Annotated in this window: 1 protein-coding gene; it reads left to right on the forward strand. The window is 68.2% G+C overall.

Features of this window, described 5'->3' with window-relative positions; translation table 11 throughout:
* The first annotated feature begins 2 nt into the window (after nt 1-2).
* Nucleotides 3-1,151, forward strand: a complete 1,149-nt coding sequence (locus QZ994_RS19940) for an alkane 1-monooxygenase (protein ID WP_290877864.1) — start codon at nt 3-5, stop codon at nt 1,149-1,151.
* The last annotated feature ends 40 nt before the right edge of the window (nt 1,152-1,191 follow it).

Here is a 1,191-nt window from a genome sequence, read left to right on the forward strand (position 1 = left end):
TGGTGCCGCTGATCGGCATTGGCGCCATCACGGCCTATGCGTTCACCCAGGCCGGTTGGCTGCTGTGGTTTGCCGTGGCTTTTGTGCACGCGGTGCTGCCCACGCTGGACTTGCTGTTTGGCGAAGACGCCGCCAACCCGCCCGAAGACGCCCTGCCGGCCCTGGACGCCGACCGTTACTACAGCTGGGTGCTCTACGCCTTCGTGCCGCTGCAGCTGGCCGCCACCGTGCTGGGCGCCTGGCTGGCCGCCACAGCCGACCTGCCCTGGTACCAGCTGCTGGGCCTGGCCCTGAGCGTGGGCATCGTCAACGGCGTGGCCATCAACACGGCCCACGAGCTGGGCCACAAGAAGGACAAGTTCGACCGCTGGCTGGCCCGCCTCTCGCTGGCCCCCACCTGGTACGGGCATTTCTACGTGGAGCACAACCGCGGTCACCACAAGAATGTGGCCACTCCGCAGGACCCGGCCAGCTCGCGCTTTGGCGAGTCCTTCTGGGCCTTTCTGCCGCGCACGGTGGTGGGCAGCCTGTGCTCGGCCTGGCACCTGGAAGGCGAGCGCCTCGCCCGTTCGGGCCAGGGTGTGTGGAGCCGCGACAACGAGAACCTGCAGTCCTGGGCGATGTCGGCCGTGCTGTTTGCAGGCCTGGTGGCCGTGCTGGGGTGGGTCGTGCTGCCTTTCCTGCTGATTCAGGCGGCGTATGGCTTCTCGCTGCTGGAGGTGGTGAACTACCTGGAGCACTACGGCCTGCTGCGCCGCAAGGGATCCGATGGCCGCGTGGAGCGCTGCCAGCCCGAGCATTCGTGGAACAGCAACCACATCGTCACCAACCTCTTCCTCTACCACCTGCAGCGCCACAGCGACCACCACGCCAACCCCACGCGCCGCTACCAGACCTTGCGCCACTTTGCGCACAGCCCGCAGCTGCCCTCGGGTTACGCCGGCATGATCACCCTGGCCTACCTCACGCCCCTGTGGTTCGCGGTGATGAACCCCCGCGTGATCCGCCATTACCAGGGCGACCTGTCTCGCATCCACTGGCATGGCCCGCGCCGCGACGCCCTGATGGCGCGCTACGCCCCGCTGGCCGCCGAGGTGGCGAAGCAGGCCCGCACCCAGGCACAAGAGGAGGACGCCCCACGCGCCGCCTGAAGGTCGGGGCGCCTCGCGGTACAGTGGGCCACCTTTTCAA

The sequence above is a fragment of the Aquabacterium sp. genome, from assembly GCF_021768455.1.
Taxonomy (GTDB): domain Bacteria; phylum Pseudomonadota; class Gammaproteobacteria; order Burkholderiales; family Burkholderiaceae_C; genus Aquabacterium.